Genomic DNA, 26,228 nt, shown 5'->3' on the forward strand with positions numbered 1-26,228 from the left:
CCTCGCTAAAGAACAAAGTCCTCGTGCTCAGACCTCGAACCAACAGGTGGGAGCACGGGACGACGATGGCCCGCGTGTTGACGCGACTTTAACAGCCGCGAAACCCAGGGACACCCGCCAATGGGTGATCTAGGTCATGGAAGCGTAACGATTTCCCAGCGCTGAGCGACATTGCAGCGAACGTCGAGCTTCGTTACGGCCGCGTAAGCGTAACTGAACGTTCAACATCGACTGTGCTGATGAGAGCTGCGTGACAATCACGGTTTGACACTGGTTCCGCTGGGTAGCGCAGTGTTCTGCCTGGTCCGCGCCGTCCCGTCTCAGTTAGTGGACGTTCACCGGCTTTCGTTCACGTGCAAAAGACCGAGGTCCCGTTCACCCCGCGCCGCATGCGGGGAGAACGGGACCTCGGCATTCATGGAGCTTGCTGGTCTCGTGACCGGAGACGGGGAGAGACGCCCCCGGTCACGGACGTTCCTCTAGTGAGCAGCGGCGAGCTTGTCCTCGGCGTGCTGCTTCTCGAGCAGGTCGTCCACGTCGACCAGGTCCGGGTTGTCCAGGACCTCGGTGAGACGCTCCTTGTCGAGCCCCTTCTGCCAGGCGGCGACCACGAGCGAGCCGACACCGTTGCCGATCACGTTGGTGATGGCGCGGGCCTCGGACATGAAGCGGTCGATGCCGACGATCAGCGCGATGCCGACCGCGGGGATGGCCGAGTGCGCCTCGAACGCCTGCAGCGAGGCGGCCAGGGTGACGAGGCCGGCACCGGTGACGCCCGCCGCGCCCTTCGACGCGATCAGCATGAACAGCAGCAGGCCGATCTGGACACCGATCGACACGTCGTGACCGGTGGCCTGGGCGATGAAGATGGCGCCCATGGTCAGGTAGATGCACGTGCCGTCGAGGTTGAACGAGTAGCCCGTCGGGATGGTGAGGCCCACGACCGACTTCTGCGCGCCCGCCGCCTCCAGCTTGACCATCATGCGCGGCAGCACCGACTCGGACGACGAGGTGCCGAGCACGATCAGGATCTCGTCCTTGATGTAGCGCAGGAACTTCAGCAGGCTGAAGCCCGCGATCCGCGCCACGATGCCGAGCACGACGATGATGAACAGCAGACACGTCAGGTAGAACGAGCCCATCAACCACAGCAGCTTGCTGAGGATGCCGCCGCCGAACTTGCCGACGGTGTAGGCGATGCCGCCGAAGGCACCGATCGGCGCCGCGTACATGACGATCTTGATGATGCCGAACATGACCTTGGAGAGCGTCTCCATCGCGGACACGACCTTGGCACCGCGCTCGCCCATGCCGGCGACCGCGACGGCCACGAGGATCGCGACCACGAGGACCTGGATCAGCTGACCGTCCGTGAAAGCGCTGACGAACGACTTCGGTACCAGGCTCAGGATGAAGCCGGTGACTCCGGTCTCGGCGGTCGACGCGGACTTCAGCGTGTCCTTGGCCGCCGCCTCGTTCAGCGCGATCTCACCACCGTGGTGACCCGGCGCCACGATGTTGACGACGATGAGGCCGATCGCCAGCGCGACCGTGGTCATCGCGGTGAAGTAGAGAATCGTGCGCAGCGCCAGCCCGCCGGCCTTCGCCAGGTTTCCGAGACCCGCGATGCCGACGATGATCGTCGCGAAGATGGTCGGCGCGATGACGACCTTGACGAGGTTGACGAACAGGTCGGCGAGCCACTTCATCTCGGACGCCTGTTTGGGGAACAGGAAGCCGACGGCCGCGCCCAGCACGATGGAGACCAGCACCCAGAAGTAAAGGTGCTTGTAGATCGGTTTGCGGCCTGTGCTCGTGGTCGCCACGGTTCCTCCTTGAACTTCGCGTTGGGAGTGAGGGTGAGCCGCGCCACGGTCACCTACAAGCCGACACACGGAAACTTCAGACACCTCTGACGTAACGGCTAGTCTTCTTCTGTGTCGCTCAGCCGTCGCACACTTCTGGTAGGGGCCGCACTCGGTCTCGCCGGGTGTACCCAGCGCAAGGTCGAGGCACCCGCTGAGCTGGTGCTCGCGACAGGGCCGGACGGTGCCGTGTTCCGCGAGGTCGGAGGCGCGCTGGCCGAGGCGCTGGCCGAGCAGTTGCCCGGTACCAAGGTCATCCCGCTGCCCACCGGGGCGTCCGTCGAGAACCTGGCGCTGCTGGCGTCCGGCAGGGCCCAGCTCGCCCTGTCCTCTTTGGACCCCATCGACGCCCCCGAGAAGGTGCGCGCGGTCGGGCGGCTCTACGACAGCTTCATGCAGATCGCGGTGCCGTCGGTGTCGCCGATCGAGCACTTCCGCGACCTGGCGGGCAAACGAATCTCGTTGGGCCCCAAGGGATCTGGCACCGAGTTCACCGCCACGCGGATGCTGAACCACTTCGGCATGTCCGCATTGGACGAACGCATGGGGCACGCGGAGGCGTCGCGCAGGGTCGCCGAAGGCTCGCTCGACGCGATGCTCGCGCTGACCGGAATCCCGACGCCCGCGATCACCGATCTGCGCGGCAACGTCCGGCTGATCGACATCCCGCAGGAGGCGATCCAGTTCGCGGACACCTTCCGCGGCCCGTACATCCCGGCGACGATCCCCGCGAAGACCTACGAGGCGCTGCCGTCGAACAAGACCTTCGCGGTGCCGAACCTGCTGCTCGCGCACGAGTCGCTGAGCGCGGACGTCGTCGAGGTCGTGACCCGCACGGTGTTCACCGAGACCGCGCGGATCGTGGGCGGTCACCCGGAGGCGGCGCGGATCAACGTCCGGACCGGGATAGCGACCGGGCTGGTGCCGTTGCACGACGGTGCCGCGCGCTGGTTCCGGTCCGTCAAGCGCTGAGAGCGACCTTCACGTCGAGGCCGGGCCCGGCGTCGTGCAAGGTCAACGAGCCGCCCGCCGACTCGATCAGCTCGGCGCAGATCGCGAGACCAAGGCCGGTGCCCGCGATGTTCTGGTGCTTCGTGGCCCGCCAGAACCGGTGCAACGCCTGCTCGCGTTCCTCGGCGGTCAGGCCGTCGCCGTTGTCGACGACGTGCAGCTCACCAGATTGACCGGTGATCCGGACCTCGGTGGCGTTGGCGAGCCGCAGCGCGTTGCTGACCAGCTCGTCCAGCACGCTGCCGAGCCCGCCGGGCGGTTCCTGCATGGTGAGGCCGGCCGGGATCTCGATCTTGAGCTCGACGCCGGACTTCTTCGCGAGCGCCTGCCAGGAGGGTTTGTGGGTGACGAGCAACTGGTCGATCTCGACCGGCTCGGTCTTGCGCGCACTGTCCAGGCGAGTGGCGGCGAGCAGCGTGTCGAGCACGCGGCCCATCTCCTCGGCCTCCTCGACGGCGATCTGGTGCGCCTCCTGGCCGTGCTCGCCTTCCACGTGCGGCGAGAGGTTGTCGACAGCGAGCCTCAGGCTGGCCAGCGGGTTGCGCAGCTGGTGCGAGGCATCGGCGACGAACGCCTTCTGCCTGTTCAGAGCCTTGCCGACGACGTCGACCATGGTGTTGAAGCTGCGTGCGAGCCGGCGCAGTTCGGGAGGCCCGCCGATTTCGTCCGCTCGCACGTCGAGGTTGCCGGCCGCGACCGCCGCGGTGGCCTCGTCGAGCCTGCGGACCGGCCGCAGCACCCACCGCGACATGGGCCAGGCGGCCGCGACCACGGCCAGCATCGGGGCGAGACCGGCCAGTGCCATGAGCCCCCACTGGCGCAGGATCTCGGCGCGCAGAGCACCGGTCTGCGAAATGGTGACGACCGCGGCGACCGCCTCGCTGTCGCGGCCGACCGGTTCCACGACGACCATCGGCCCGGTGCGCCACGGCCAGCCCGCGTAGTCGGTGTCCGGCTGGATGCCGTTGAGCGCCTCGTTCAGCACCGCGACGACGCCGGGATCGTTGGTGGGGTTGAAGCCGCGCCGCGAGGTGAGCAGCAGCCGCTTGTCCGCGCTGACCAGGGCGACCGGGATGTCGAAGAGCTGGTCGTAGCGCTGGATCTCGAAGTCCAGCGCGACCAGCCGGTCGGACTGCAGCGCGCTCTCCGCGAGCGATGCGAACCGTCGCGCGTCACCGAGCCGGTCGAGGTAGGTGACCTGGGTCTCGCGCTGCACGACCGCGGACGCCAACGGGATGCCGAGCGCCGCGACCAGGGCGACGAGCAGCGGAACGGTGATGACGAGCAGTCGGCGGAGCATCAGCGGTGATTGTTCCGCAACTGTCAGTCGATGTCTCTTGGAGCCTCGTCACGTGGCGAGGCGGTAGCCGACGCCCCGGACCGTCTCGATCTTGACGTGCTCGCCCAGCTTGCCGCGCAACGCCGCGATGTGGGTGTCGAGCGTCCGCGACGGTGCCTCCCAGTGCGCCTGCCACACCTGGTCGACGATGAAGTCGCGGCTCACCACCTCGCCCTTGCGGGTGGCGAGCAGCGCCAGCAGGTCGAACTCCTTGCGGGTCAACGACAGCTGCTGCCCGGCGAGCGTGACCGTGCGCGTCGAGGTGATGATCTGCAGCGGCCCGACCTCGACCGGGGCCTCGCTCTCCGGTCCCGCGCGGTGCGTGCGGGTTCTCCTGAGCACTGCCTCGATGCGCGCGAGCAGCTCGGACGTGCCGAACGGCTTCACCACGTAGTCGTCGGCACCCGCCCGCAGCCCGAGCACGCGTTCGCGCTCCTCACCGCGGGCGGTCACCGTGATCACCGCCGTGCCCGGCCGGTGCCGCAGCTCACGCAGCACGTCCAGGCCGTCGCCGTCGGGCAGGCCCAGGTCGAGCAGCACGACGTCAGCCGGCGCGGCTTTGAGGGCGTCGGCGGCCGTGGCCACCCGATGCACCTCGTAGCCGGCGTGCCGCAGCGCGGTCAGCAGGCCTCTGGCCACCCGGTCGTCATCCTCGACGACGAGCACGCGCACAGATCACTCCGGTTTGACGGACTCCGTGGAGTTGACGGGTTCCTTGGAGTCGTTCTCGTCCTTGACGTCTTCTTTTGCGACGACGTCCTCGGGCTCGGCGACAGGTTGCCCGTCGGCCGGCTTGTCGGTGGCTCGCAGCGCGATGATGTCCTCACGCTCGCCACGCGACCTGGCGACGAGGAAGTAGACGACCGCGCCGATGAACACCAGCGCCGACACGAACACGTTGACGCGCGTGCCGAAGATCAGCGTCGCCTCGTCCGTGCGCATCAGCTCGATCCAGAACCGCCCGGCCGTGTAGCCCGCGACGTAGAGCGCGAACGCCCGCCCGTGACCCAGCCGGAACTTGCGGTCGGCCCACACGATCAGCAGCGCGACGCCGAGGTTCCACAGCAGTTCGTAGAGGAACGTCGGGTGCACGATCTGGATCGGCGTGTGGTCGACCGCGACACCGGCCAGCGCGTCGTCCCGTCCGTCCGGCGTGACGCGGCGGTAGATCTCCAGACCCCACGGCAACGTCGTGTCGCCGCCGTAGAGCTCCTGGTTGAAGTAGTTGCCCAGCCGTCCGATGGCCTGCGCCACGACGATGCCGGGAGCCAGCGCGTCCGCCATCGCGGGCAGCGGGATGCCCTTGCGCCGGCAGCCGATCCACGCGCCCACCGCGCCGAGGGCGATCGCACCCCAGATGCCGAGGCCACCGTTCCAGATCTCGAGCGCCGCGAGCGGGTTCTTCCCCGGCCCGAAGTACTTCTGGTTGTCGGTGATGACGTGGTAGAGCCGCCCACCGACGAGGCCGAACGGCACCGCCCACACGGCGATGTCGGTCACCTCGCCCTTGATGCCTCCGCGGGCCACCCAGCGGCGCTCACCCCACCAGATGGCGATGATGATGCCGGCGATGATGCACAGCGCGTAGGCCCTGATGGGGAGCGGACCGAGGTACCAAACACCTTGGTCGGGGCTCGGGATCGTGGCCAGGATGCCGTTCAACACGCGCTCACCGTACCGGTGGGCCCGGTCGCGTCTCCCTGCGACGCTCCTTCGTTAGGGGTTCGCGACCTAGGTGAGCTTCGCATGAGGTTCTTAGTGAGTTCGTGATCGCCGAGCCGAGATACTCGGACGCATGACGGTCCTGGTGGTCGGTGGCGGCATCGGTGGTCTGGCTACGGCACTCGGACTGGCACGGGCCGGTCATCGCGTCACGGTGCTCGAGTCCGCGGCGGTGTTCGAGGAGATCGGCGCCGGTATCCAGGTCGGGCCGAACGGGTTCCGCATGCTCGACTCGCTGGGCGTGGGGGCCGTGGTGCGCTCACGAGCCGTGCACGTGGACTCGTTGCGGCTGCGCTGCGGGATCTCCGGTTCGCTGATCTCTTCGTTACCCATCGACTCCGCTTTCCAGGAGCGGTTCGGAACGTATGCAGTAGTCCATCGCAACGACGTGCTGACACCGTTGCTCGACGCGTGCCAGAACGACGAGCGCGTCGACCTGCGGGTCAACAGCGGCGTCGAGGATTACATACAGGATTCTGCAGGCGTCACGGCTGTGCTGCGGTCGGGCGATCGCGTGCACGGGACGGCGTTGGTTGGCGCGGACGGTTTGCGTTCGGCGATCCGCAGGCAGCTCGTGGGCGACGGCGATCCGCAGGTGTCCGGGCACACGACGTTCCGGGCGGTCATTCCGGCCTCGGACGTGCCGCGCGAGCTCAAGGAGAACGTCGTCACGCTCTGGGCCGGGCCGCGCTACCACGTCGTTTGGTATGTGATCGCCGGTGGACGGTATGTGAACCTCGTGGCGACGACCGACAACGGCGCTGCGGACCCGATGACCGGCAAGCCCGTCGAGCACGAGGACGTGGTGCGGCACTTCAGGCCGTTGTGCGACGACGCCGCGCGGATCATGGAACTGGCCGACGAGTGGCGGGCGTGGGTGCTGTGCGACCGTGCACCTGTTGCGACCTGGCAGGACTCGCGCGTCGTGCTGCTCGGCGATGCCGCCCACCCCGTGCTGCAGTACGCGGCTCAGGGGGCGTGCCAGGCGCTGGAGGACGCCGTGTGCCTCTCGTCGGTGTTCGATCCACGGGACGTGAGTGGCTCTTTTGCCCGGTACGTGTCTCTGCGTGGAGAGAGGACCGCGCGCGTCCACCACGTCGCACGGTTGATGGGACGGGAGGTCTACCACCCGGCCGGTGCCGCCGCCGACGCCCGCAACGCGATGTTCGCCTCGTGGACCTCGGCTGACCTGCACGAACAGCTGGAGTGGCTCTACGGCTAGAACGTGATGGTGACCGGGAACGGTCGCTTGATCGTCAGCACGCCGTTCTCGCTCCGTGCAATCTCGATGTACTGACCCTCGTCGCCGAGTTCGAGCAAGGTCGCCTCTGGAACGTCCTTCACCGGATCGATGATCAAGTAGTAGGACACACCGGCTTCGGCATACACCTGGCGCTTGACCACCAGATCCTTCAGCCGGGTGCTCTTCGAAAGCACCTCGCCCGCGAGCAGCACGTTGGAGACCGGGAACGTGATGTCGGCATCACACGGTTCGATCACGGTGAAGTCGGGGATCAACAGCCGACCGGTGGTCAGCTCTACGTTGAGCTCGACGGTCGCCGCGAACTCCGGCGGACACGCACTGTCCAGTGCTGCGAACATCTTGCCCACCAGCAGCTGATGCCGGTAGCTCCCCAGCGGGCTCACGTAGAGCATCCCGTCAACGAGTTCGATGCGCTGACTGTTGTCTTCCGGCAACGCGAGGACGTCTTCGAGCGTCCAGGGACCCTTGTGGTTGGGCAGCAGGAACTCGGTTTTGGCTTCAGCTGGAGCCGCCACTGAGCATCACCTCCGAAAACCGCCCGGCGACCACCAGTGTGGCACGCCGGGCGGGTTGCTGGCTTGCGCATACAGCCAAGATCGCGCTTGGAGGAACTCCATGCCATCACACGATGGCGGCTGCTGAACGCACACCCTTCGCCAGGTCAGCGGCCAGCGCGCGCACGGCAGCGTCACCACCGTCGTTCACCGCCGACACGAACGCCGACCCGACGATCACACCGTCCGCGTACCCGGCGATCTCGGCGGCCTGCGCCCCGGACTTCACCCCGAGCCCGACGCCGACCGGGATCGAGGAGTGCTCGCGAACCCGCGCGACCAGCTCAGGAGCCGCGGACGACACCACGTCGCGAACACCGGTGACGCCCATGACCGCGGTTGCATACAAAAAGCCGGACGACGCACGGGCCGTCATGTCGATGCGGTCCTCGGTCGACGACGGCGCCACCAGGAAGATCCGGTCGAGCCCGTGCGCCTCGGACGCCGCCATCCAGTCGTCGGCCTCGTCCGGCACCAGGTCCGGCGTGATCAGCCCGAGCCCACCGGCCGCCGCCAGGTCACGCGCGAACGCGTCCACGCCGTAGCGCAGCACGGGGTTCCAGTACGTCATCACGACCGCACGGCCACCGGCGTCGGCCACCGACGACACAACGTCGAACAGGTCGCGCACCCGGAACCCGGCACCGAGAGCCTGCTCAGCCGCGGCCTGGATGGTCGGCCCGTCGATCACCGGGTCGGAGAACGGCAGGCCGATCTCGAGCAGGTCGCAGCCCGCGTCGATCATCGACTTCAGGTAGTCCTTGGACCCCTCGACCGTCGGGAAGCCGGCCGGCAGGTAGCCGACCAGCGCGGCCCGCGACTCGGCCTTGGCCGAGGCGAAAACGTCAGACACCAGCGACATCAGGCCTGTCCCCCGTCCCCGAGGCCGAAGTACGCGACGGCCGTGTCCATGTCCTTGTCGCCGCGCCCGGAGAGGTTCACGACCAGCAGGCCGTCCGGTCCGAGCGACGGGCCCAGCTTCAACGCGCCGGCGAGAGCGTGCGACGACTCGATCGCCGGGATGATGCCCTCGGTCCGCGACAGCAGCGCGAACGCATCCATGGCCTCGGCGTCGGTCACCGGGAAGTACTCGGCGCGGCCGATGTCCTTGAGGTGCGAGTGCTCGGGACCCACTCCGGGGTAGTCGAGACCTGCGGAGATCGAGTGGGCCTCGGTGATCTGCCCGTCCTCGTCCTGCATCACGTACGACATCGCGCCGTGCAGTGAGCCGGGCGTGCCGGCCGTGAGCGTCGCGCCGTGGCTGCCGGACTCGACGCCCGAACCACCGGGCTCGACACCGACCAGCCGCACGTCAAGATCGTCGATGAAGCCGTGGAAGATGCCGATCGCGTTCGACCCGCCGCCGACGCACGCGACGACGGCGTCGGGCAGGCGCCCGGCCTTCTCCAAGATCTGCTCGCGCGCCTCGATGCCGATGATCCGGTGGAAGTCGCGGACCAGCAGCGGGAACGGGTGCGGGCCCGCGGCCGTGCCGAGCAGGTAGTGCGTCTCGTCGACGTTGGCGACCCAGTCGCGCAACGCCTCGTTGATCGCGTCCTTCAAAGTCCGCGAGCCGGACTTCACCGGGATGACCTCGGCACCGAGCAGCCTCATCCGGGCGACGTTGAGCGCCTGCCGTTCGGTGTCGACCTCGCCCATGTAGACGACGCAGTCGAGCCCGAGCAGCGCGCACGCCGTCGCGGTCGCCACGCCGTGCTGACCCGCCCCGGTCTCCGCGATCACGCGCTTCTTGCCCATGCGCTTGGTGAGCAGCGCCTGACCGAGCACGTTGTTGATCTTGTGTGAACCGGTGTGGTTCAGGTCCTCGCGCTTGAGGAACACGCGCGTCCCGGCGTGCTCACCGAACTTCGGCGCCTCCGTCAGCAGCGACGGACGGCCCGCGAAGTCCTTCAGCAGGCGCTGGAACTCGTTCACGAAGTCCGGGTCGATGCGCGCCTTGTCGTACTCGGCGGCCAGCTCGTCCACCGCCGCGATCAGGGCCTCCGGGACGAACCGGCCACCCCACGGGCCGAAGTGGCCACGCTCGTCGGGATCGTGCGGCGTGGGCGAGAACTGGCCCATCGAACTGCTCCTCTACCGGCTGGGCCGCGGGCACGCGGGGTGCGAACCAGCGGTCACGAGCTTGTTCACGGCGGCCTTGGGGTCGCCGCTGGTCACCAGGCTTTCGCCGACGAGCACCGCGTCGGCGCCCGCTCCGGCGTAGGCCATCAGATCGCCCGGCCCGGTCACGCCCGACTCGGCGATCTTGACCGTCTCGAAGGGCAGTCCGGGAGCGATCCTGCCGAACACGTCCTTGTCCACCTCCAGCGTGTGGAGGTTGCGCGCGTTCACCCCGATGACGGACGACCCGGCTTCGAGAGCGCGGTCGGCCTCCTCGGCGGTGTGCACCTCGACGAGCGCCGTCATCCCGAGGGACTCCACCCTGTCGAGCAGCGACACCAGCGCGTTCTGCTCCAGCGCCGCCACGATCAGCAGCACCAGGTCCGCGCCGTGCATGCGGGCTTCGTGCACCTGGTAGGGCGACACGACGAAGTCCTTGCGCAGCATGGGGATCTTCACCGTCCTGCGCACCGCGTCGAAGTCGGCGAGCGACCCGCCGAACCGCCGCTGCTCCGTGAGCACGCTGATGACCGACGCGCCACCAGCCTCGTAGGCGGCCGCCAGCTCGGCTGGCTCCGGGATCTCCGCCAGCGCGCCCTTGGAGGGGCTGCGGCGCTTCACCTCGGCGATGACACCCACGTTGGGGCCTCGCAGCACCGACATCACGTCGAGCGGCGGGGCTGCCTTGGCCGCGCGCTCCTTGACGTCGTTGAAGGACAACTGAGCCTCGCGAGCGGCGAGATCCTCACGCACACCTTCGAGGATCGACTCGAGAACCGTCACAGTCTTGCTCCCCTTCCCGCTACGGGGATGCTAACCCCGGCGGAGTAACGCCCCAGCCACCGGGGGTTCAGTGTCGACGCAGCTAGCCGAGGCTGTGCACGTGTCACATGCGTGAATGCGGATGATTGATCTTCACTCGTTCGAGGAAGGTCCGCCGGGGGCCTTATCGTCGGTCGGATCATCTCCACGCTCCAGAGCGCGCCACATGTCGGTCTCGGGGTCGTGCTCGCGGGTCTTCTGCCCGCCCACCCCGATCTTCGGCATCCGAGCCCCGAGCGCTACCTGAAGCACCCCGGAGACGACCACGAGCACGCCGCCCGCGATCGCGAGCCAGTGACCGTTGAACGCCGCGGCGACGCCCACGACGACGAGCAACACGCCGAGAATCCGGCGCGGCACGCCGCTGAGCGCGACGGCCGCCGCGACCGACGCGAGGCACAGCAGCGCCAGCGGCACGGAACCCGCACCCCAGAAGGCACCCGCCGCACCCACGAGCAGGAGTGCGGCGATCCACAGTGGACTAGCTTTCAACGGCGGGCCGCATCGTCTGGGCCGTGGCGATCGCGGCCAGCACCGCGCCCGCCTTGTTGAGGCACTCGTTGTCCTCGGCCAGCGGGTCCGAGTCCGCCACGATGCCGCCACCGGCCTGCACGTAGGCCACCCCGCCGCGCACGAGAGCGGTCCTGATGGCGATGGCGGTGTCCGCGTCCCCGGCGAAGTCGAAATAGCCCACAACGCCGCCGTAGAGGCCACGACGGGTGGGTTCCAGCTCCTCGATGAGCTCCATCGCGCGCGGCTTCGGCGCACCGGACAGCGTGCCGGCCGGGAAGCAGGCCGCGACCGCGTCGTAGGCCGTCTTGCCCTCGGCCAGCTCACCGGTCACGGTCGACACGATGTGCATGACGTGGCTGTACCGCTCGACCTTGAAGAAGTCGACGACGTGCACCGAACCCGGCTTGCAGACGCGCCCCAGGTCGTTGCGGCCGAGGTCGACCAGCATCAGGTGCTCGGCGCGTTCCTTGTGGTCGGCGAGGAGGTCCTTCTCCAGCAGCGCGTCCTCTTCCGGGTCCTCACTGCGCCAGCGGGTGCCCGCGATGGGGTGCGTGGTCGCCTTGCCGTCGCGCACCGTGACCAGCGACTCGGGGCTGGAACCCACGATGTCGAACCCGTCGAGGCGCAGCAGGTACATGTACGGGCTGGGGTTGGTCGCGCGCAGCACCCGGTAGATGTCGAGCGCGTCCGCGTCCGTCTCGATCTCGAACCGCTGCGACACGACGACCTGGAACGCCTCGCCAGCCCGGATGGCCTCCTTGGCCTTCTCGACGGCCGCGAAGTGCTCGGCCTGCGAACGCCGGCGCCGGAACTCGGGCCTCGGCCTGCTGAACACGGCGGCGGTCGGCGGCGCGGGCGTGTGCAGCTCCGTCGTCATCTCGTCGAGCCTGCGCACCGCGTCCTCGTAGGCGGCGTCCACGCGTTCCGGCGAGTCGTCCCAGTTGATCGCGTTGGCGATGAGCGTGACCGTGCCCTCGTGGTGGTCGAAAGCGGCGAGGTCGGTCGCCAGCAACATGACCAGCTCGGGGATCTGCAGGTCGTCCTCGGCGATGACCGGCAGCCGCTCCAGCCGCCGCACCGCGTCGTAGCCGATGTAGCCGACCATGCCGCCGGTCAGCGGGGGCATGCCGGGCAACGGGTCAGTGCGCAGGACCTCGATGGTCTCGCGCAGGGCCTGCAGCGGGTCGCCCCCGTCCGGCAGCCCGACGGGCCGCGTGCCCGTCCAGTAGGCCTCGCCACCGGTCGCCGTGAGCGCCGCGGACGACCTCACGCCGATGAACGACCATCGCGACCACGAGCGCCCGTTCTCGGCCGACTCGAACAGGAACGTGCCAGGCCGGTCAGCGGCCAGCTTGCGGTAGAGGCCGACCGGCGTCTCCGCGTCGGCCAGCAACCTGCGCACCACCGGAATCACCCGGCGGTTGACCGCCAGCTCGCGGAACTCCTCACGCGTTGGACTCACGGCCCCAAGACCAGCGGCGGCCACAGCCCCGATGACGCTCACCATGGGCGTAATTGTTGCATAAATTCAACATCTGTTGAACTATGACCCTCGTGGAGCAAGTGAACCAGAAACGGCGAGGCCGCCGCGCCGCGGGCGAGGACACCAGGGCCGCACTCATCGCCGCCGCGCGCGAGACGTTCGTCGAGAAGGGCTACGACGGCGCCACGGTCCGCGCGATCGCCGCCCGCGCCGGCGTCGACGCCGCCATGGTCAACCACTGGTTCGGCGGCAAGGAAGGCCTCTTCGCCCAGTCCGTCCTGCAACTGCCCTTCGACCCGGCCGAGATCCTCAAACGCCTGGTGGACGGCCCGGTCGAGGAGGCGGGCGAACGCATCATCCGCACCTTCGTGGGCGTGTGGGACGCGACCGGCGGCGGCACGTTCGCCGCCCTGATCCGCAGCGTCACCAGCCAGCAGGAGGTGGCGAACGCGCTGAAGTCGTTCTTCGTCAACGCGATCTTCAAGAACCTGCTCACCGAGATCGGCGCCGAGCAACGCGAGCTGCGCGCCACGTTGTGCGCGACGCAGATGGTCGGGCTCGGGATCGTCCGGTACGTCGTCCACTTCGAACCGCTGGCGTCGGTGGACGTCGAGACCGTGGTCAAGGCGATCGGCCCGAATCTGCAGCGCTACCTGACGGGCTCGCTGGACTGACCGTCCGCGAGCAGCACCGTCGCGTCGAAGCACGTGCGGTCACCCGTGTGGCACGCGGCGCCCACCTGGTCGACGATCAGCAGCAGGGTGTCGCCGTCGCAGTCGAGCCGCACCTCGTGCACGTACTGGGTGTGGCCGGACGTCTCGCCCTTCACCCACAGCTGCTGGCGGCTGCGCGAGTAGTAGGTGGCACGGCGCGTGGTGAGAGTGCGGTGCAGCGCCTCGTCGTCCATCCACGCGACCATGAGCACCTCACGGGTGTCGCGCTGCTGGGCGACCGCGCAGATCAGGCCGTCCGGCGTGCGCTTGAGCCGGGCGGAGACGGCGGGATCGAGCGGGCTGCTCAACGGGGTCCTCCCAGGTGTTCACGAGCGGGTCCGGTGTTGAGCAGGACCACTCCGTAGATGTGCACCGCGGACAGCACGCCGGACGCGACGCGGGCCCACGACGGGCCGTCGGCCAGCACGATCACCAGGTGCAGCAGGGCGACGAGGATGAACACCACCATCGCCGGGTAGTGCATGAACCGCAGCCGCAGCAACAAAGCCGCCGCCACGGGCAGTTCGACGAGAGCGACGAAAGACGGCAGCTTCAGCACATCCGTGTCCCCGGTCGCGCGCCACAGGACGAGGCCGACCACGAAGAACACCGCTGCCCCGCCCAGCGCGACCGTCGAGGCCACCCGCACCTCGACCGGCGTCATCGCACCACGACACCCGCCTGGCGCAGGCCGTCCTTGACCTCGCCGATGCGCAACTGTCCGAAGTGGAACACGCTGGCCGCGAGCACGGCGTCCGCGCCGGACGCGACGGCCGGCGGGAAGTGCTCGATCGCGCCGGCACCACCGCTCGCGATCAGCGGCACGTCGACCTCGCGGCGCACCAGCTCGATCAGCTCCAGGTCGAACCCGGCCTTGGTGCCGTCGGCGTCCATCGAGTTCAGCAGGATCTCGCCGACGCCCAGCTCCTGACCACGCGCCGCCCACTCGACGGCGTCGATGCCGGTGCCCTTGCGCCCGCCGTGCGTGGTGACCTCGAAGCCGGTGCCGCCGGGCACGCGCCGCGCGTCGACCGACAGCACGATGCACTGCGCCCCGTACCGCTCCGAGCACTCCTTGAGCAGCTCCGGACGCGCGATCGCCGCCGTGTTGAGGCTGACCTTGTCCGCACCCGCGCGCAGCAGCTTGTTCACGTCCTCGGGACTGCGCACGCCGCCACCGACCGTGAGCGGGATGAACACCTGCTCGGCCGTGCGCCGGACCACGTCGAACGTCGTCTCGCGGTCGCCACTGCTGGCCGTCACGTCGAGGAACGTCAGCTCGTCGGCACCCTCGGCGTCGTACGCCCTGGCCAGCTCGACGGGGTCGCCCGCGTCGACGAGGTTGGTGAAGTTGACGCCCTTCACCACCCGGCCCCGGTCGACGTCGAGACAGGGGATGACGCGCACAGCCACTGACATGCGAGAAAGCCTACAAGCCGCCGCTCACCGGAGTTCGAGCTGCCTCTCCAGCTCAGGCGGCGTGCTCGCCGCGCCGATGAAGCCGCCCACCCCGAACTCGGCCCCCTTCGAGCGCCACCACCCGGCTTCCTCAGCCGAGTCGATCCCGTCGACCGCGACGGCCACCCCCGCCTCCCGCACCAGCGGAAGAAGCGCCAGCGCGTGCGACGCCCGGCTCGACGCCACTCGCACGCAGCTCACCGGCAGGTCCTGCACGGCGGCCAGGTCCAGCGATCCCCGCCCGAAGTCGTCGAGCACGGTGTAGACACCCATGTCCGCCAACGCGGCGAGGTTGTCCGTCGCGTCCCCGATCGGCAGAGCGCTCGCGGGTATTCCGAGCATCAACCGATGCCCCTCGACACCGGTCGCGTTCATCACCCGCCCGATCCGGCCGACGAGATCCGCGTCGGTCGCCTGGTACGCGGACAACCGCACCGACAGCCGCAGGTCGAACCGCCGCCACGACCGCGCTTCCTCGCCCGCGGTCCGCAGCAGCCACTCACCCAGCGGCAGGATGAGCCCGGTCTGCTCGGCCAGCTCCACGCACCTCGCGTGCGGCAGCGGTTGTGGCAGTCCGGCGACGTCCCAGCACAGCTCCGCCTCGACGGCCGTCACGACGTCGCGTTCCAGGTGCCGCACCGGCCGGTAGCGCACGCTGATCTCGCCGCTCTCCCACGCGCCCGGCATGACGGCGGCCAACGCGTAGTCGCGCAGCTCGTCCACCCCCGAACCCGGTTGGAACATCTCCCACTGGCCGCGTCTGCCCGTCCTGGCCCGGTGCAACGTCAGCGCCGCGGCGAGCAACAACCCGTCGGCGTCCATGTCGTGCGACGGCCGGTGGACGACCCCCGCGCTCGCCGACACCGCGAGGCCGTGGCCGTCCACGTAGACCGGTTCGGCAAGCTCTGTGTTGATTTCCTCCATGAGCGCGGGGATGTCCGGCATCTCCTGGGAGTTCCGCACGAGAACCCCGAACTCGCCGCCGTCGAACCGCGCCACCGTCGCGTTCCAGCGCTCCACGACCGCTCGCAGCCGTGCGGCGACGTGGACCACCAAACTGTCCGCGACCCGCGTGCCGAGGCTGCGCATCAGGTCGAACGAGTCGAGGCCGAGGTGGATGAGCGTGATGCCTCGCCTCGGATCAGCCTGTCGCAACATCGATTCCAGGCTGACGCGGAACTGCTCGCGGTTCGGCAGGCCGGTGAGGCTGTCATGCGACTGTTGCCGGGCGAGCGCGCGCTGGAGCAGTACGAGCTCGGTGTTGTCCTCGATCATGACGAGGTAGCTGGTGGGCTCGGAGTTCTCACCGCGCAGCACCGAAGCGGTCAGCGAAACCGTTGCCACGTCATCGTCCCCGCGCACCACCTGGCGCGTCTGCCGCATCTGGTCGGACGTGCCGTCACGCAGCGGGGTCAACACCTCGCCGAGGAACTCGACCAGTTCTCCCATCGTGCGACCGAGGATGTCGACGGTGGCGTCGTTGGCGTGCACCACCTCCCCGTCCACGCCGAGGATCAGAATCCCGCTCCCCGACGACGCGACCACCTCGTCGAACCGGGATTCGGCCTCCTTGAGCTGCCAGTTGGCGCTGCGCACCGCCTTGAGCAACGAACGCTGCACGGCCTCCTGCTGCTCGAGCACGATCTGCCTGCTCGCCGTGGCGAACCCGTTGCCGAGCGCGCCGAGCGCCTGCGCGATCCGTCCCGTGTACTGGCCCGCCGGCTGGAACTCGGGCAACACCGGCAAGCCCTGGCCAAGCACCTCGGTCGTCTGCCTCAGACCATGTGGAGCCACACTCAGCGCGGCGAGGTGCTCGCCGATCCGTTCGACCGGCTCAACCGCGAACCTCGACTCGTGCAGTACGTCGCACAGCTCGTCGAGCATCGCTTTCAGCTCCTCGACGAGGTCGTTGCCGCTCAACGGGATGAAGTCCGCATCACTCATCCGGCGTGCCCACGCCTGCACGAGCGCGGAGCGTGAGCCGCCGTCGTGCGGTGCCTGGTGGTCGAGTGCCGCTGCCGCAGTGCCGTGAGTCTGGTGGGCGGCGATGGACCGGACGCCACCCGCGGTGCGGAGCAGCCTGATCTCGGCCTCCGCGGAACTCCGGGTCCGTCCGACGAGTGCCGCCAGGCCGGCCGCGGTGTCAAGCCCGACGTGCTGCGGGTCTGCCTCGTGGGCGCGCCGGACCAGGTCACGGGCGGCGTCGTGGTGCCGATCGGTCATCGCTCGCCTCCTCGCGGATCGGTGAACCTGTCCGCCAGCGGCTTCAGCTGCTTGAAGAACCGCTCCACCTGCGTCCGGACCGTCGACTCGGTGATGTCCACGGCCTTCGCGATGTCCGCGTACTCGATCCCCTCGATGAAGTACATGGCGACGACCACACGCCGCCGAGGTGGTTGCCGCTCTATCAGCTCTCTGACCGCGGCGAGTGCTGCGACCTCGTCGAGCCTGCTGACCAGGTCATCCTCGAACGAGTGGACGTCCGGCTCGTCGTCCAGCTCGACGTGCTTCTGCCGGCGCCGGTAGACGTCGCAGACCTTGTTGGCGGCGATGCCCACCACGTACCTGCGGTTGTCCTCCCGGTGCAGGCGTTCTCGTGCCGGCCAGCACCCGAACATCGCCAGGTAGGCCTCCTGGACGACATCCGCGGCGAGATCCCGGTCCCCTTTGGTCATGCGGCACACGGTGGCGGTCACCTGGGCCGCCGTGCTCTCGTAGAACGCTCCGAAGGTGGCTGAGTCACCATCTATCAACGGTCACCTCGATGACGGCACCGCCAGGATCCTGGTCCACGACGCGGCCTCCGGGGCCGAGCTGCCGCACGACGTTCTCGATGCTCTTCCTCCGCACCTGGTAGCGGCGAAGCGCGACGAGCTCGCGGACGAGGACGGGCACGACCGGTACCAGACCGAGCGCCAACATCCAGCCGTTGCCCATCCGTGCCGTCCCTTCGAAGCGCCTTCAAGAGAGAGGTCGCTGGTGACGGTCCAGTTGTCTACAAAGTCCGCGGAAAAACAAAATTCGCACCGGCCGGGCTAGGCTGCGGCGCCATGATCACCGAGCTGGGCCGCGGCCAGTACCTGCTGCTGACGACGTTCCGCAAGGACGGCACCCCCGTGTCCACCCCGGTCTGGGTGGTGACCGGCGAGAACGACGACGCGATCTACGCCTGGAGCGCCGTCGACACCGGCAAGGTCAAGCGGATCCGGCGCAACGGGGACGTCGAGGTCGGGCCGTGCGACGTGCGCGGCAACCCCAAGGGGCCGTCGATCAAGGCGCGGGCGGTGCTGCTGGAGCAGGACGCCAGCGACGAGATCCGCTCTCGGATCATGCGGAAGTACGGCGTCATCGGGTGGTTGACGGTGTTCGGCAGCAAGCTGCGCCGCGGGCGGACCGGCTCGGTGGGCATCCGCATCACGCCCGCCTGATTCCCGTCAACACTCCCGTCAACGTTGAGCGCCCTCGATCAACATTGAGCACGAGCGTCAACATTGACGCCGCCCGATCAATGTTGACTCAACGTTGACGCTCTACGTCGACACCGCAAATCAACGTGGATCAATACCGGCAGGGGTCGATGACAACGTTGTCACCGTCAACGTTGATCGGGCGCGTCAATGTTGATCGGGCGCGTCAATGTTGACTCAACGTGGACTGCTCGCAGCGACGTTGACGCGATCAACCTCGTCAACCTGTCAACGTTGAGCGTCAACCCGAGGTTGACCCCATCCACGCCGTCAACCTAAAGTTGACGCATGATCCAGTTGACGGACCTCATCGTCACCGTCGCCCAGGAGGCCGACGACGCCCTGATGCGCCTCGCGAAGGCCGTCGAGATGAGCGGTCAGCTGAACGAGCTCGGCGATCACCTCATCGGCCACTTCGTCGACGAGGCCCGCCGCGGTGGCGCGAGCTGGGCCGAGATCGGCGAGAGCCTCGGCGTCACCAAGCAGGCCGCGCAGAAGCGGTTCGTGCCGAGGGAGTCGCCGGAGCTCACCAAGCCGTCGATGGAGCGCTACACCCAGCGCTCACGCCGGGTCATCGCGCTCGCGAGGCACCACGCGCGGTTCAGCGAGCGCATCGGCACCGAGCACCTGCTGCTGGGGTTGCTGGACGAGTCGGCCGGGCTCGCGGCCAAGACCATCGCGAAGCTGGAGTCCGGCGACGGCAGCACCCGCATCGCGACGCTGCACCGGCTCGACAACGAGGCCAAGCAGCGCCCGGAGAAGCAGCCGTACTCGACGCACTGCAAGAAGTCGCTGGAACTGGCCGTGCGCGAAGCCCTGCGCATGGGCCACATGTTCATCGGCACCGAGCACATCCTGCTCGGCCTGCTGCTGGAGAACGACGGGACCGCGGCCGGCGTGCTGCACTCCACCGGAGTCACGCACGCGGCCGCGGCCGCTCACATCGAAAAGGTCGTCAACGGACCGCAGCAAGTGCTTCCGGGAGCGTGAAAGCCCCGGCGTACAAGGCCTTGCCGATGATCGAGCCCTCCACGCCGTCGCGGGACAGCTTCGCCAGCGCCACCAGGTCGTCCACGGTGGACACACCGCCGGACGCGATGACGGGAGCGTCGGTGCGGGCGCAGACCTCGCTCAGCAGCTCCAGGTTCGGGCCCGTGAGCGTGCCGTCCTTCGACACGTCCGTCACGACGTAACGCGCGCAGCCGTCGCGGTCGAGCCGGTCGAGGACCTCCCAGAGGTCGCCGCCGTCCGACGTCCAGCCGCGGCCCTTCACCCGGTGGCCCTGCTCGGTGATGCGGACGTCGAGGCCCACGGCGATCTTCTCGCCGTGCGCCGCGATCGCCTTCGCGCACCACTCCGGGTCTTCCAGAGCGGCCGTGCCCAGGTTCACGCGGGCACACCCGGTGGCGAGCGCGGCCTCCAGCGACGCGTCGTCGCGGATGCCGCCCGACAGCTCCACCTTCACGTCCAGCTCGCCCACGACGCGGGCGATCAGGTCGCGGTTCGAACCGCGCCCGAACGCCGCGTCGAGGTCGACGAGATGGATCCACTCCGCCCCGTCGCGCTGCCACTGCAGAGCCGCGTCGAGCGGCTCGCCGTAGTTCGTCTCGGTACCGGCTTCGCCCTGCACGAGGCGAACGGCCAAGCCGGCAGCCACGTCAACAGCGGGGAGGAGTGTGAACGTCACCCGCTCAGCCTAGCGTCCCCCAGCACGAGGGCGGCCACGCGCTCCTGGGCGTCCGCGGTGCGCGTGAACTGCGCGGGAACGGGCGCGGCCAGGAAGCCCACGTACCTCGGGTACTGCTGGATCAACGCCAGGTACAGGTACTGGGTGCCGGCGAGATCCGGGTCACCCAGGTCCGCGCACGGGGCCTGCGGTGACGCCTCCGGCAGGAGGAAGAGGTCCTTGGCGGGAACGCGTTCCTCCAGCTTGGCCATCGTGGCCTCGAGCACGTCGTAACCGGCACACGGCGCGCGGAAACCGACCCCGTCCACCTCCGCCGGCGCCTGGAACGCGTCGTCGACCTGAGCGGCGGGCACGACGAGAACGACCTTCTTGCCGGGGAAGCGCTTCTTCAGCTGACGCGCGGTGTCGGCGTCACCGGCCACGAAACCGTCGACGCGGCCGGCGTCGGCGGTCGCCGCCCCGACCTCCACGAGGTTCAGGTTGCTGTGCCCGCGCACCGTCGAGGGCGACGCGCCGACGTAGCCGTAGTAGCGCAGCGTCGAACCGGGCCGCTTGCGCAGGTCGTCGGAGTTCAGCTGTGCGATGGTCAGGTCGTCGACGAGCCCGGCGGCGGTGCCGGAGTGTCCGAGGTAGACCCACTGCCGTTCCGTCGGCACCTCGAGCTTGACCGTCCTGCGCTTGCCGTTCACGGTGAGGTCGAGCGCGCTGCCGAACTTCAGCGTCACGTCGTACGAGCGGGCTTTCGCGAATCCGTCCAGAGTGGCCACGACCTGGCCGGCCTGGTAGATCTGCACGCTTCCGTTGGCGCGCAACAGGAATCCGAGGTCGACGGCCGGGTCAGTCACGTCACCCGCGATGTTGGCGGAGCGGCTGAGCACCACTGTCGACGAGTCGGCCGGCACCAGCTTCGCGGAGATCGCCGTGCCGGTGGACGGCGCGTCGAGCCGCACCACGGTCGGGCCGGAGCGCATCAGCAGCGTGCCCGGATGCTTGGGATCGTTGACCTCCACCGACCCGCCGGCGGACACGCGCGTGTAGGTCACGGCACCGGTCCCCTGCCGGTGCTTCAGGTTGTCGTTCAGTCCCAGTGTCGGCGACGCGTGCACGGCGCCGTCGAAGTTGTCGTGGAACGGAGCCGGTGCGGCGAGTGCGCCCCCAGGCACAGCAACGGAGGCAGCCGTCAGCGCGGCCGCCGTCAACAGTCGTGTGATCACGACAAGGTAGTCAACCAGTTCCGCAGCAGCTGTGCGCCGGCATCACCAGATTTCTCCGGGTGGAACTGGGTCGCCCACAACGGACCGTTCTCGACGGCCGCGACGAACTCGTCGCCCGCGTGGTCCGCCCACGTCACCAGGGGCGGCCTGATGTGCTCGGCCGGCTCCAGCTCCCAGCGGCGCACACCGTAGGAGTGCACGAAGTAGAAGCGCGTGTCCTTGTCCAGCCCTGCGAACAGCTGCGAGCCTTCGGGCGCACGGACCGTGTTCCACCCCATGTGCGGCACGATCGGCGCCTCGAGCCGCTCGACGGTGCCGGGCCACTCACCGCAGCCCTCGGTCAGCACGCCGTGCTCGATGCCGCGCTCGAACAGGATCTGCATGCCCACGCAGATGCCGAGCACCGGCCGCCCGCCCGCGAGCCGCTCGCCGATGATCCGGGCACCGCGCACGGAGTTCAGGCCCTCCATGCACGCGGCGTACGCGCCGACGCCGGGCACGACCAGGCCGTCGGCCTCGCGCGCGGCCTTCGCGTCCGCCGTCACCTCGACATGGGCGCCGACCCGCTGAAGCGCGCGCTCGGCCGAGCGCAGGTTGCCGGAGCCATAGTCAAGTACGACGACACGTGCCACGACCACCAGGTTAGTCGGTCGGCGCGGCACCTTGCGTCACCGGTATGACCGGCAACACGGTGTTGATCGGTTTCGTCCGCACGAGACGCCGCCTCAGCATCACCAGGGCACCGGTCAGCAACACGATCAGCAGCGCACCTACGAGGTAGTAGATGACCGTCGGGATGTGGAGCAGCACTGTCGCCAACGCCGTCAACACGATCAACGGCAGGAACAGCGCCAACGGCCACAGCTGCGCGCGCGGCGGCTCCAACGGCTGCAGGACGCCGTCCGCGCGGCCCTGTTCAGTGAGCTCGGCCACCTGCGCGACCTCGGGCAGCCCCGCCGTGCGGAAGAAGTCGGGGATCGCGTGGCGGCCGTTCTCGAAGTCCCGGATGCGTTCGAGCGGGCCCTTGCGGCTGGCGGCCGGGTAGAGCGCGGTGAGCTTGTCGATGGCGTCGAGCTGCCACTTCTCCTTCTCGCGCAGGTTCACGAGACCTGCCGTGGAGCGGTCGAACAGCCGCCCGACCGGACCCGACTGCTTCACCTGCGCCGACAACCGCAGGACCGCCTCGCGCGAGCCCCACATGGACGCGCGGCCGATCGTCGTGGTGAAGAGGTAGAGCAGCGCGGCCTCGTCGTTCCACACGGCGAGCGCGGCGCCACTGCCCGCGATCTTGCGCACCCGGTTCGTCATGTACGCGGCCTCGCCGAGTCTGGTGCCCGGCGGAGGCAGCAGCACCGTGCCGGACTGCACCGGGACGAGCGCCGCGGGCCCCACGTTGCCGCTGTGCATGGCCTTCTGCAGCTCGGCGGCGTTCAACGGGGTCCAGATCAGCATTCTCACGAGCAACATCATTCCTCTTTGGCCGTACGGGCCGAGGACGACATGCCAAGAAGTTCATGTTCGGGAACGAGAGCCCAGAACGAGCGCACGGCCGGGCGTCCGGCCCGACCGTGCGCCGGTTCACCCTCAAACGGCGCGAGAAGGCGCGCCGGTCCAGTCATCCCCCATGACTGCGAACATGTTTCTTCACCCCCTGAAGAAACTCCGCACAGCACTCCCCAGCCCCACCACGTCGAGGTCGTGCGCGGCGTCATGATCCTCGGCCGTGCCGTAGTTGCGGAGCTCTGCGTGTCGTTTGACGCCTATACAACGCACACGGTGCGGGATTAGTTGCAATGCTTCGGAAATCAGATGAGCTGAAGTTCCCTCGAGGTACGGCTCCACCACCATGACGTCGGCGTGGTCGGTGTCCCGCACCGCCTTGAGCAGTCCGTCCGAGTCGAACGGTCGGATCGTCGACGCGTACAGCACCGTGACGTCGGCGTTCTCCGAGTCGACCGCCTTCATCACGCGGTCGAGCATCGGCCCGACGGCGAGCACGACGCCGCGTTTTCCGTGACGCAGCGCGGTGAATCCCTCACCCACCGGATACGCCTGCGTGTTCTCGTGCAGCGAAAGCCTGACGTAGACCCGGTTGTCGTCCTTCAGCGCCTGCCGGAGCAGCGGCGTGACCTCGTCCGGGTGTCCGGGTACGTGCACCGTCCAGCCGGGCAGCGTGTCGAACAACGCGACGTCGCCCGGCGACTGGTGCGTGCGACCCCACGCCGGGTCGTCGTAGGACGCGCCGATGCTCACGAACACCGCGCCGACTTCCTGATGGCCGATGTCGAGCTTGATCTGCTCGTACGGCCGTTCAACGAGAAACGGCGCGTAGCTGTGCACGACCGGCCGCAACCCGGCGAGCGCCAGCCCGCCCGCGACGCCCACCATCGTCTGCTCGCGGATGCCGACGTCCACGACGCGTTCGTTCTCCTGCGGGAACTCGTTGCTCGAGATCACCGCTGTCACCACGGCGATCCGCGGGTCGCGGTCGATCTCCTCGTTGACGGTCCTGACGAACGCCTGGCGCATCGTGGTCATCAGTAGCTCTTCTCGATCTTGGCGACGACCGCGTACGGGCGGTCGTGCGGCGCGGTCAGTGCGGCGAAGACGGCCTCGTGGTCGCGGCCGTCGACCTCGGCGGTCTGCCAGCCCTCGACGGCGAACCTGCGGGCGATGCCGCCGGGCCACCCGTACATCGCGGACTGGTTGTCGATCACGATCGCGGTGAGGTTCGCGACGTTCAGCCGTGCCGCCACCGCGATCGCCTCGTGGTTGCTGCCCTCGTCCAGCTCACCGTCGCCGACCAGCACGAACGTCCGGCCTCTTGACTTGCCGACGCGCTGCCCGATCGCCGTCCCCACCGCGATCGGCAACCCGTGCCCGAGCGAGCCGCTGCTGATCTCGACGCCCTTGACCAGCATCCGGTCGGGGTGCTGGCCGAGCGGGCTGTCCCACGTCGTCCAACCGTCCAAAGTGGACTCGTCGATGAACCCCTTCTCCGCCAGCACCGCGTAGTAGGCCATCGGCCCGTGCCCCTTGGAGAGCAGGAACCGGTCGCGGTCTGGGTCGTCGGCGGTGGCCGGCGTGACGTTCAGGACCTTGTCGTACAGGACCCAGAGCACGTCGATCGTGGAAGCCGCCGCCCACTCGTGCTTCTCGTCCCCGGTCATCCTCGCGAACAGCTCTGGTATCCGTTGCATGCCACCAACTGTTCAACCTCGACCATGCTGGAGGTCAAGCGGCTACCATGATCGGGTGAGCAAGTTGCCGGAAATGCTGACCATCGGCCAGGTCGCCGACCGCAGCGGCGTCCCCCACACCGCCCTGCGCTTCTACGAGGACAGGGGCCTGATCGCCTCCGTCCGCACCACGGGCAACCAGCGCCGCTACCAGCGCTCGGTCCTGCGCCGCCTGGCCTTCATCCGCACCGCACAACGCGTGGGCCTGAGCCTGGAAGACGTCCGCGACGCCCTCGCCCAACTCCCCGACAACCGCACGCCCACCAAGTCCGACTGGGAACGCCTCTCCCGCGCCTGGAAGACAGAGCTCGACGCCCGGATCGACGCCCTGTTCCGCCTGCGCGACCGCCTGACCGGCTGCATCGGCTGCGGCTGCCTCTCCCTGCGCAGCTGCGCCCTGCAGAACATCGACGACGAGCAGGCGGACAACGGCCCAGGCGCACCCCGCCTCAAGCCGGCGCTGGAAGGCGGCACCCCCTGACCCGCAGCCCAGTTCTCGCCCAGCTCGCCAGAATCTCGCCTAGTCCCCTGGAATCTCGTCCAGCTCACCGGAATCTCGTCCAGTTCCGCCGGAAACTCCCCAGTTCGCCGGAAACTCCGCAGCCAGCCGGGAACTTCCGCACGGCCCACGTGCGCGTCGCGCTCAACCTGAGCGGGCCCAGGCACGCCCTAACCCACGCCGACTCCCGCGCCACTCCACATACGCGTCGCCCTCGACTGATCGGGCCTAGGCAGGCTCTAGTCCGCGCCAACTCTCCCGCACCGTGCGACATGCGCGGCGTGCTTGACCAAGCGGCCTCAGACTCCTCAGCTCGACGCCAGAAACTCCCGTACCGCGCCCACATATCCGTCGGGTTCGTCGACGTGCGCCATGTGCCCCGCCTCCTCCAACACCGCGGCGCGGGCGTGCGGGATCAGTTTCAGCGTCGGTTCCACCAGGCTGACCGGGAAGGTCATGTCCTGCTTGCCGTGCAGCAGGAGCACCGGGATGCCGAGCTCCGCGATCCGTTGTGCCGCATCCGGAAGCCGCGGCGAGACAAGGGTCCCCGCCAGGAACGGCCGCGCCCACTCTGCACCGAACCGTACGTCCTCCAGCCGCCGCAGGTAGCCGGGGATGGCCTCGGGGCGCCAGATGTTCGCTTGCACGGCCGCGAACGCCTCCGCCCGCACGCATTCCTCGGGCGAGAGGTCCTCGCGCTGCCACGGGTCTTCCTGGCGCGCCAGGATCTCGTCCCGCTCGGTCCAGCCGGCGAAGGCGTCCGGCGGCACCGGCAACACGCTGCTGCCCGACACGATCAGGCTGCGCACGCGCGACGGGTGCGTGATCGCGAACCGCTGTGCCACCATGCCGCCGTACGAGTGGCCCAGCACGTCCGCGCGCTCGACGCCGAACTCGTCCAGCACGCGCACGAGGTCGCGCATCACGCCGTCCGGGTGGTACTCCTCCTCCGGCACGCGGCCTGACCTGCCGCAGCCGCGCAGGTCCGGCATCAGCAGCCGGCAGTCGAGCTGTTCGAGCGGGTCGCGCAGGTAGCTGTGGTCCCAGTCGGGGCCGCCGTGGATCGCGAGCAGCGTCCGGTCGCCGACACCCTGCTGCCAGGCCACGAAGATCTCAGGCTCGCCTGGCACCACTCGTTCACTCCACACCTTGTCCCCCCGTACGCATCCGCCCCCGCGCGTTCCGCATTTTTGCGGGAGGAAGATGACCATGGTTTTGTGACACCTACTAGACGGTTGATTCCAAGGGTCCGCAGCC

General features: G+C 68.7%; 29 protein-coding genes. 6 read left to right on the top strand and 23 right to left on the bottom strand.

The window, feature by feature from the left end:
* Nucleotides 1–479: 479 nt before the first annotated feature.
* On the bottom strand, nt 480–1,826 hold the full coding sequence (dctA, locus tag UK23_RS16195; RefSeq protein WP_045312351.1) for a C4-dicarboxylate transporter DctA: 1,347 nt from the start codon (nt 1,824–1,826) through the stop codon (nt 480–482).
* A gap of 111 nt (nt 1,827–1,937) precedes the next feature.
* Here dctA and UK23_RS16200 point away from each other — a divergent pair, with 111 nt between their 5' ends.
* Nucleotides 1,938–2,837: a TAXI family TRAP transporter solute-binding subunit gene (locus UK23_RS16200; RefSeq protein WP_045312352.1), complete on the top strand. Its 900-nt coding sequence runs from the start codon at nt 1,938–1,940 to the stop codon at nt 2,835–2,837.
* On the opposite strand, the gene UK23_RS16205 is transcribed toward UK23_RS16200, so the two are convergent.
* From UK23_RS16205 to lgt, 3 genes are read right to left on the bottom strand one after another with little or no spacing between them, the layout of a single operon-like run.
* Entirely contained in the window at nt 2,827–4,176 is a 1,350-nt protein-coding gene (locus UK23_RS16205; RefSeq protein WP_045312353.1) for a sensor histidine kinase, read from the bottom strand. The two genes, UK23_RS16200 and UK23_RS16205, sit on opposite strands and share 11 nt — an antisense overlap.
* A gap of 48 nt (nt 4,177–4,224) precedes the next feature.
* Complete coding sequence (locus UK23_RS16210; protein ID WP_045312354.1) at nt 4,225–4,887, bottom strand: response regulator transcription factor; 663 nt, start codon at nt 4,885–4,887, stop codon at nt 4,225–4,227.
* Nucleotides 4,888–4,890: 3 nt separating this feature from the next.
* On the bottom strand, nt 4,891–5,877 hold the full coding sequence (gene lgt / locus UK23_RS16215; protein ID WP_063778077.1) for a prolipoprotein diacylglyceryl transferase: 987 nt from the start codon (nt 5,875–5,877) through the stop codon (nt 4,891–4,893).
* Between the two features lie 133 nt (nt 5,878–6,010).
* Between lgt and UK23_RS16220 the strand changes: the two genes are divergently transcribed.
* Nucleotides 6,011–7,159: an FAD-dependent monooxygenase gene (locus UK23_RS16220; RefSeq protein ID WP_045312355.1), complete on the top strand. Its 1,149-nt coding sequence runs from the start codon at nt 6,011–6,013 to the stop codon at nt 7,157–7,159.
* On the opposite strand, the gene UK23_RS16225 is transcribed toward UK23_RS16220, so the two are convergent.
* The 6 genes from UK23_RS16225 to UK23_RS16250 all read right to left on the bottom strand — a co-directional run bounded on the left by UK23_RS16225 (nt 7,156) and on the right by UK23_RS16250 (nt 12,718).
* Entirely contained in the window at nt 7,156–7,716 is a 561-nt protein-coding gene (locus UK23_RS16225) for a Uma2 family endonuclease (RefSeq protein ID WP_045312356.1), read from the bottom strand. The two genes, UK23_RS16220 and UK23_RS16225, sit on opposite strands and share 4 nt — an antisense overlap.
* A gap of 106 nt (nt 7,717–7,822) precedes the next feature.
* Nucleotides 7,823–8,617, bottom strand: a complete 795-nt coding sequence (gene trpA / locus UK23_RS16230; protein ID WP_045312357.1) for a tryptophan synthase subunit alpha — start codon at nt 8,615–8,617, stop codon at nt 7,823–7,825.
* A complete protein-coding gene (gene trpB / locus UK23_RS16235) occupies nt 8,617–9,837 on the bottom strand; it encodes a tryptophan synthase subunit beta (protein WP_045312358.1) in 1,221 nt (406 codons plus the stop codon). Before trpB ends, trpA begins: the two co-directional genes overlap by 1 nt.
* A 12-nt stretch (nt 9,838–9,849) precedes the next feature.
* Nucleotides 9,850–10,659 carry an indole-3-glycerol phosphate synthase TrpC gene (gene trpC / locus UK23_RS16240; protein ID WP_045312359.1) on the bottom strand — a complete coding sequence of 270 codons (810 nt, stop codon included), beginning with the start codon at nt 10,657–10,659 and terminating at the stop codon, nt 9,850–9,852.
* 132 nt (nt 10,660–10,791) lie between these two features.
* Nucleotides 10,792–11,190, bottom strand: coding sequence for a Trp biosynthesis-associated membrane protein (locus tag UK23_RS16245; protein WP_082114700.1), 399 nt, complete (start codon nt 11,188–11,190; stop codon nt 10,792–10,794).
* On the bottom strand, nt 11,180–12,718 hold the full coding sequence (locus tag UK23_RS16250; protein ID WP_045312361.1) for an anthranilate synthase component I: 1,539 nt from the start codon (nt 12,716–12,718) through the stop codon (nt 11,180–11,182). The genes UK23_RS16245 and UK23_RS16250 overlap by 11 nt, the downstream gene beginning before the upstream one ends.
* 38 nt (nt 12,719–12,756) lie before the next feature.
* Here UK23_RS16250 and UK23_RS16255 point away from each other — a divergent pair, with 38 nt between their 5' ends.
* A complete protein-coding gene (locus tag UK23_RS16255; RefSeq protein ID WP_045312362.1) occupies nt 12,757–13,368 on the top strand; it encodes a TetR/AcrR family transcriptional regulator in 612 nt (203 codons plus the stop codon).
* Here the strand turns inward: UK23_RS16255 and hisI are convergent.
* Genes hisI through UK23_RS16285 form a run of 6 tightly spaced genes read right to left on the bottom strand, consistent with a single transcriptional unit; the run spans nt 13,344 to nt 17,802 of the window.
* The gene (hisI, locus tag UK23_RS16260) at nt 13,344–13,715 is read right to left on the bottom strand and encodes a phosphoribosyl-AMP cyclohydrolase (RefSeq protein WP_045312363.1); all 372 of its coding nucleotides are present in this window, start codon (nt 13,713–13,715) and stop codon (nt 13,344–13,346) included. The genes UK23_RS16255 and hisI overlap by 25 nt on opposite strands.
* Nucleotides 13,712–14,071 carry a hypothetical protein gene (locus UK23_RS16265; protein WP_045312364.1) on the bottom strand — a complete coding sequence of 120 codons (360 nt, stop codon included), beginning with the start codon at nt 14,069–14,071 and terminating at the stop codon, nt 13,712–13,714. The genes hisI and UK23_RS16265 overlap by 4 nt, the downstream gene beginning before the upstream one ends.
* Nucleotides 14,068–14,826, bottom strand: a complete 759-nt coding sequence (gene hisF / locus UK23_RS16270; protein WP_045312365.1) for an imidazole glycerol phosphate synthase subunit HisF — start codon at nt 14,824–14,826, stop codon at nt 14,068–14,070. The genes UK23_RS16265 and hisF overlap by 4 nt, the downstream gene beginning before the upstream one ends.
* A 24-nt stretch (nt 14,827–14,850) precedes the next feature.
* The gene (locus UK23_RS16275) at nt 14,851–17,088 is read right to left on the bottom strand and encodes an EAL domain-containing protein (RefSeq protein ID WP_231114517.1); all 2,238 of its coding nucleotides are present in this window, start codon (nt 17,086–17,088) and stop codon (nt 14,851–14,853) included.
* Entirely contained in the window at nt 17,085–17,618 is a 534-nt protein-coding gene (locus UK23_RS16280) for an RNA polymerase sigma factor (RefSeq protein ID WP_082114701.1), read from the bottom strand. The genes UK23_RS16275 and UK23_RS16280 overlap by 4 nt, the downstream gene beginning before the upstream one ends.
* A complete protein-coding gene (locus UK23_RS16285) occupies nt 17,605–17,802 on the bottom strand; it encodes a hypothetical protein (RefSeq protein WP_045312367.1) in 198 nt (65 codons plus the stop codon). The genes UK23_RS16280 and UK23_RS16285 overlap by 14 nt, the downstream gene beginning before the upstream one ends.
* Nucleotides 17,803–17,915: 113 nt before the next feature.
* Here UK23_RS16285 and UK23_RS16290 point away from each other — a divergent pair, with 113 nt between their 5' ends.
* Nucleotides 17,916–18,293: a PPOX class F420-dependent oxidoreductase gene (locus UK23_RS16290; RefSeq protein WP_045312368.1), complete on the top strand. Its 378-nt coding sequence runs from the start codon at nt 17,916–17,918 to the stop codon at nt 18,291–18,293.
* A 327-nt stretch (nt 18,294–18,620) separates the two neighbouring features.
* On the top strand, nt 18,621–19,322 hold the full coding sequence (locus tag UK23_RS16295; RefSeq protein WP_045312369.1) for a Clp protease N-terminal domain-containing protein: 702 nt from the start codon (nt 18,621–18,623) through the stop codon (nt 19,320–19,322).
* Here UK23_RS16295 and priA read toward each other — a convergent pair.
* The 6 genes from priA to UK23_RS16325 form a co-directional block, all read right to left on the bottom strand.
* Nucleotides 19,288–20,019: a bifunctional 1-(5-phosphoribosyl)-5-((5-phosphoribosylamino)methylideneamino)imidazole-4-carboxamide isomerase/phosphoribosylanthranilate isomerase PriA gene (gene priA, locus UK23_RS16300; protein WP_045312370.1), complete on the bottom strand. Its 732-nt coding sequence runs from the start codon at nt 20,017–20,019 to the stop codon at nt 19,288–19,290. The genes UK23_RS16295 and priA overlap by 35 nt on opposite strands.
* Nucleotides 20,016–21,233: a hypothetical protein gene (locus UK23_RS16305; protein ID WP_045312371.1), complete on the bottom strand. Its 1,218-nt coding sequence runs from the start codon at nt 21,231–21,233 to the stop codon at nt 20,016–20,018. The genes priA and UK23_RS16305 overlap by 4 nt, the downstream gene beginning before the upstream one ends.
* A complete protein-coding gene (gene hisH / locus UK23_RS16310) occupies nt 21,230–21,865 on the bottom strand; it encodes an imidazole glycerol phosphate synthase subunit HisH (RefSeq protein ID WP_045312387.1) in 636 nt (211 codons plus the stop codon). The genes UK23_RS16305 and hisH overlap by 4 nt, the downstream gene beginning before the upstream one ends.
* Nucleotides 21,866–21,875: 10 nt before the next feature.
* Nucleotides 21,876–22,691 carry a hypothetical protein gene (locus tag UK23_RS16315; RefSeq protein WP_156213147.1) on the bottom strand — a complete coding sequence of 272 codons (816 nt, stop codon included), beginning with the start codon at nt 22,689–22,691 and terminating at the stop codon, nt 21,876–21,878.
* Nucleotides 22,692–22,877: 186 nt separating this feature from the next.
* Nucleotides 22,878–23,771: a transketolase family protein gene (locus UK23_RS16320; RefSeq protein WP_156213148.1), complete on the bottom strand. Its 894-nt coding sequence runs from the start codon at nt 23,769–23,771 to the stop codon at nt 22,878–22,880.
* The gene (locus UK23_RS16325) at nt 23,771–24,433 is read right to left on the bottom strand and encodes a thiamine pyrophosphate-dependent enzyme (protein WP_045312373.1); all 663 of its coding nucleotides are present in this window, start codon (nt 24,431–24,433) and stop codon (nt 23,771–23,773) included. The genes UK23_RS16320 and UK23_RS16325 overlap by 1 nt, the downstream gene beginning before the upstream one ends.
* 55 nt (nt 24,434–24,488) lie before the next feature.
* Here UK23_RS16325 and soxR point away from each other — a divergent pair, with 55 nt between their 5' ends.
* Nucleotides 24,489–24,953, top strand: a complete 465-nt coding sequence (gene soxR, locus UK23_RS16330; RefSeq protein ID WP_045312374.1) for a redox-sensitive transcriptional activator SoxR — start codon at nt 24,489–24,491, stop codon at nt 24,951–24,953.
* A gap of 326 nt (nt 24,954–25,279) precedes the next feature.
* On the opposite strand, the gene UK23_RS16335 is transcribed toward soxR, so the two are convergent.
* Nucleotides 25,280–26,101, bottom strand: coding sequence for an alpha/beta fold hydrolase (locus UK23_RS16335; RefSeq protein WP_196777761.1), 822 nt, complete (start codon nt 26,099–26,101; stop codon nt 25,280–25,282).
* Nucleotides 26,102–26,228: the final 127 nt, after the last annotated feature.

It is taken from the genome of Lentzea aerocolonigenes (genome assembly GCF_000955955.1).
In the GTDB taxonomy this organism is placed as follows: Bacteria; Actinomycetota; Actinomycetes; order Mycobacteriales; family Pseudonocardiaceae; genus Lentzea; species Lentzea aerocolonigenes_A.

What these genes read in the sequence shown, in the direction of transcription:
- UK23_RS16295 (WP_045312369.1), top strand. Translation starts at nt 18,621, where the DNA reads ATGATCCAGTTGACGGACCTCATCGTCACCGTCGCCCAGGAGGCCGAC.
- UK23_RS16290 (WP_045312368.1), top strand. Translation starts at nt 17,916, where the DNA reads ATGATCACCGAGCTGGGCCGCGGCCAGTACCTGCTGCTGACGACGTTC.
- UK23_RS16325 (WP_045312373.1), bottom strand. Translation starts at nt 24,433, where the DNA reads ATGCAACGGATACCAGAGCTGTTCGCGAGGATGACCGGGGACGAGAAG.
- UK23_RS16265 (WP_045312364.1), bottom strand. Translation starts at nt 14,071, where the DNA reads ATGACGCCGGTCGAGGTGCGGGTGGCCTCGACGGTCGCGCTGGGCGGG.
- UK23_RS16220 (WP_045312355.1), top strand. Translation starts at nt 6,011, where the DNA reads ATGACGGTCCTGGTGGTCGGTGGCGGCATCGGTGGTCTGGCTACGGCA.
- UK23_RS16255 (WP_045312362.1), top strand. Translation starts at nt 12,757, where the DNA reads ATGACCCTCGTGGAGCAAGTGAACCAGAAACGGCGAGGCCGCCGCGCC.
- UK23_RS16320 (WP_156213148.1), bottom strand. Translation starts at nt 23,771, where the DNA reads ATGACCACGATGCGCCAGGCGTTCGTCAGGACCGTCAACGAGGAGATC.
- UK23_RS16250 (WP_045312361.1), bottom strand. Translation starts at nt 12,718, where the DNA reads ATGGTGAGCGTCATCGGGGCTGTGGCCGCCGCTGGTCTTGGGGCCGTG.
- UK23_RS16275 (WP_231114517.1), bottom strand. Translation starts at nt 17,088, where the DNA reads ATGACCGATCGGCACCACGACGCCGCCCGTGACCTGGTCCGGCGCGCC.
- UK23_RS16205 (WP_045312353.1), bottom strand. Translation starts at nt 4,176, where the DNA reads ATGCTCCGCCGACTGCTCGTCATCACCGTTCCGCTGCTCGTCGCCCTG.
- UK23_RS16285 (WP_045312367.1), bottom strand. Translation starts at nt 17,802, where the DNA reads ATGGGCAACGGCTGGATGTTGGCGCTCGGTCTGGTACCGGTCGTGCCC.
- hisF (WP_045312365.1), bottom strand. Translation starts at nt 14,826, where the DNA reads ATGTCAGTGGCTGTGCGCGTCATCCCCTGTCTCGACGTCGACCGGGGC.
- trpA (WP_045312357.1), bottom strand. Translation starts at nt 8,617, where the DNA reads ATGTCGCTGGTGTCTGACGTTTTCGCCTCGGCCAAGGCCGAGTCGCGG.
- trpB (WP_045312358.1), bottom strand. Translation starts at nt 9,837, where the DNA reads ATGGGCCAGTTCTCGCCCACGCCGCACGATCCCGACGAGCGTGGCCAC.